We start from the raw sequence: 3,347 nt of genomic DNA, 5'->3' as shown, positions 1-3,347 counted from the left end.
GGTGTAGCCGAAATCGCAGTCCCGCGCGATCGGCAAGGAGAGTTTGAATCACAGATGGTGAAGAAAGGACAAAATCGACTGTCAGGATTAGACGAGAAGAGCATTGCCTTGTATGCGCGAGGTATGAGTGTCAGGGATATCCAAGCCCAGTTGCAAGAAATGTATGGGGTCGAAGTATCACCAACGCTTATTTCCAATGTCACTGATGAGGTAATTGATGAAGTCAAGCAATGCGCCCTACCGTCCCCTAGATGCGGTTTATCCGATCATATTTCTGGACTGTCTGGTGATCAAAGTTCGAGACAATGGCCGAGTGATCAATAAATCACTGTACTTTGCCTTGGCGGTGAATATGGACGGGTACAAGGAATTACTGGGTATGTGGATTTCCCCGAATGAAGGGGCAAAATTCTGGTTATCTGTACTCACCGAAATTCACAACCGTGGGGTCAAGGATATCTTGATTGCTTGTGTTGATGGTTTGACTGGGTTTCCTAAGGCACTTGAAACAGTGTTTCCTAAAACTCAGGTGCAATTATGCATTGTCCACATGGTCAGAAACTCGGTTGCTTTTGTCCCTTGGCAACAGCGTAAGCAGGTTTGTGCTGACCTCAAGGCGATTTATGCTGCGGCAACGGAATCGGAGGCAGAGTTTAACCTCGAAACTCTTTTGCTGAGAAATGGGGACAAACAATATCCGTCGATCTCTAAGTCTTGGCGCAGTCATTGGGCGAATATTATCCCCTTCTTTGCTTTCCCCCCTGAGATTCGTAGGGCGATTTATACCACCAATGCCATTGAGTCGATGAATAGCAGTTTGCGTAAGGTGATTAAATCTCAACAGATTTTCCCCTCTGATGAGGCTGCTTTCAAGCTGGTTTATTTGGCAATGCGAAATATCTCGAAGAAGTGGACGATGCCCATTCGTGATTGGAAGCCTGCTCTTAATCGCTTTGCCATCCTCTTTGAGGATCGTCTCCACATCTAGCTTCTAGACTTTACACAAAATGTTTGACAGTCTCGAAACTTGAGCGATTTCAGCATCAATGCCTTCGAGAATATCGGCGAGTACTTCACCATCGTGGCAATCATTCATGGTGACCACCGCAGCCAGAATTTCTCCCGTTGATTCATCGGCTCCAAGGTGTAGTTTGCGCCATGTCCGCCTCTTACTAATCCCATGCTGCCGTGTTTGGGTAAATCAGCAACCTTTGCCAGAAATATTTAGCTGTCTTGGTGATGGGCATGATGGGATTTGGAATCTATTTGGCAAGATTGGCAATGCTCAACAACGTTGTGAAACTTTAGATTGGTATCACTTGGTCGAAAATCTCTGGAAAACCGACTTAAATGACCAGCTAAAACATGAGATTAAACAATTATTATGGAACGGTGAATTAGCTCAGGTAGTGGATATCCTACAATCATCTGCAAGTTCAGGTATTGAGAATTTCTTGGCTTATATCCAAAAGCATCGGCATCGCATTCCTTGCTACAGACACTTTCATGATCAATCGATTCCAATTGGTTCTGGTGCTGTTGAATCTTTAGTTAAGCAGATTGATCGGCGGGGACAAATTTCTGGAGCACAATGGGCTTCAAAAAATGTTCCTCAAGTCCTCAAACATCGCTCTGCCTATCTTAATGGGTTTTTCTCTCCTTCTCATCCTAAGCGTATTTAGGGCTTGCAAAACTGAGATGCACCCAAGGACTCCCTCACCCCCGATCGCCTTGTTTCAATCCCTAAAAGGGTTTCAGAGGTTTTGAAGCCTTGAGGGATTGGCATTCTATGGGGCTGAGGATAGTTTCAATCCCTAAAAGGGTTTCAGAGGTTTTGAAACTTCCTGTAGCATGTTCCTCGAAAAGTGAACAGTAGGTTTCAATCCCTAAAAGGGTTTCAGAGGTTTTGAAGCAGAATGCAAATCAAGTCGTAGCAATCCTTTCGGCTGTTTCAATCCCTAAAAGGGTTTCAGAGGTTTTGAAGCTGCAATCGGATGTCGCACGAATAAATGTTTTGAAAAGTTTCAATCCCTAAAAGGGTTTCAGAGGTTTTGAAGGGATTGCCAAGTACTGAAGCACGATCGCAGCGAATCGTTTCAATCCCTAAAAGGGTTTCAGAGGTTTTGAAGCAATGGAAATCCAGAGAATACATTAGGCGATCGCCAGTTTCAATCCCTAAAAGGGTTTCAGAGGTTTTGAAGCTGGCAACAAAATCTATTTCCCCTGCCCACCTCGAGGAGTTTCAATCCCTAAAAGGGTTTCAGAGGTTTTGAAGCATCGCGTCCTGAGTATGCCGATTCAATATCCACTAGGTTTCAATCCCTAAAAGGGTTTCAGAGGTTTTGAAGCGTAAAGAACTGAAGCCAGCCGAGCTAAAGGTTTTGGTTTCAATCCCTAAAAGGGTTTCAGAGGTTTTGAAGCAGCATTAATCATTAGTGGAATATTGTTTAGTTCAGTTTCAATCCCTAAAAGGGTTTCAGAGGTTTTGAAGCTCTAGGGTGCAGAAAGTAGAGAAAGAGGTTGAGATGTTTCAATCCCTAAAAGGGTTTCAGAGGTTTTGAAGCTAGCTTGCTACCTCCATGAGCTTGATTTCAATCCGATCGGTTTCAATCCCTAAAAGGGTTTCAGAGGTTTTGAAGCTCTGGAAAGCTGAGTATAAGCAGCTTGGCATAGAGGGTTTCAATCCCTAAAAGGGTTTCAGAGGTTTTGAAGCGAAATAGAAGCCATAATGAACGCAGTAATCTTATATTGGGTTTCAATCCCTAAAAGGGTTTCAGAGGTTTTGAAGCTTGTATGAGTTCGGTCAAAATCATCTCGGCAGACATGTTTCAATCCCTAAAAGGGTTTCAGAGGTTTTGAAGCCAAATTATTGCCGCGCCGCCACGGGCTGGTAAATGTTTCAATCCCTAAAAGGGTTTCAGAGGTTTTGAAGCGTTAGACGAAGCGATCGGCAGATACTATTCTACCGCGTTTCAATCCCTAAAAGGGTTTCAGAGGTTTTGACGCATGATTCTGATTACCTAGGGCTTGCTGAAAAAGGCAGAAACAGTTGCAATCAGTAGTTTCCAAAGGTTGTAAAAGCTGATAGAATGCAAGGAAAAAGCCCAAAAACAAGAAAAATCCTTGCATCAATAAAATTTTATGTACCGACGTTCCGCAAAAGGACAACTATCATTCGAGAACTTCTATCTTCCATTTAGTGGAAAACTATCAGGAGAGAATCGATGGGTAAAGTTAGCGGAACTAATCCCATGGGAAAGTTTTGAGAGTGAATATGCAGAACAATTCAGCTCAGGTGAAGGAGCACCAGCCAAGAGCTTTCGGATGGCACTGGGAGCACTGATCAT

The 3,347-nt window shown here is 43.7% G+C and carries 3 pseudogenes and 1 CRISPR repeat array; of the pseudogenes, 2 read left to right on the top strand and 1 reads right to left on the bottom strand.

Annotation, left to right across the window (positions count from 1 at the left end):
• Nucleotides 1–988, top strand: a pseudogene (locus PSE7429_RS24000) (IS256 family transposase); the annotation flags it as partial.
• 33 nt (nt 989–1,021) lie between these two features.
• Here PSE7429_RS24000 and PSE7429_RS24815 read toward each other — a convergent pair.
• Nucleotides 1,022–1,195: pseudogene (locus PSE7429_RS24815) on the bottom strand (transposase); the annotation flags it as partial.
• A gap of 538 nt (nt 1,196–1,733) precedes the next feature.
• A CRISPR array of direct repeats spans nt 1,734–3,006; the repeat unit is 37 nt; unit sequence GTTTCAATCCCTAAAAGGGTTTCAGAGGTTTTGAAGC.
• Between the two features lie 135 nt (nt 3,007–3,141).
• On the opposite strand from PSE7429_RS24815, the pseudogene PSE7429_RS22275 reads away from it, so the two are divergent.
• A pseudogene (locus tag PSE7429_RS22275) lies at nt 3,142–3,347 on the top strand (IS5 family transposase); the annotation flags it as partial.

Origin of the sequence: Pseudanabaena biceps PCC 7429 (assembly GCF_000332215.1) — a bacterium.
In the GTDB taxonomy this organism is placed as follows: domain Bacteria; phylum Cyanobacteriota; class Cyanobacteriia; order Pseudanabaenales; family Pseudanabaenaceae; genus Pseudanabaena; species Pseudanabaena biceps.
This window is presented reverse-complemented; position numbering and strand designations above follow the sequence as displayed.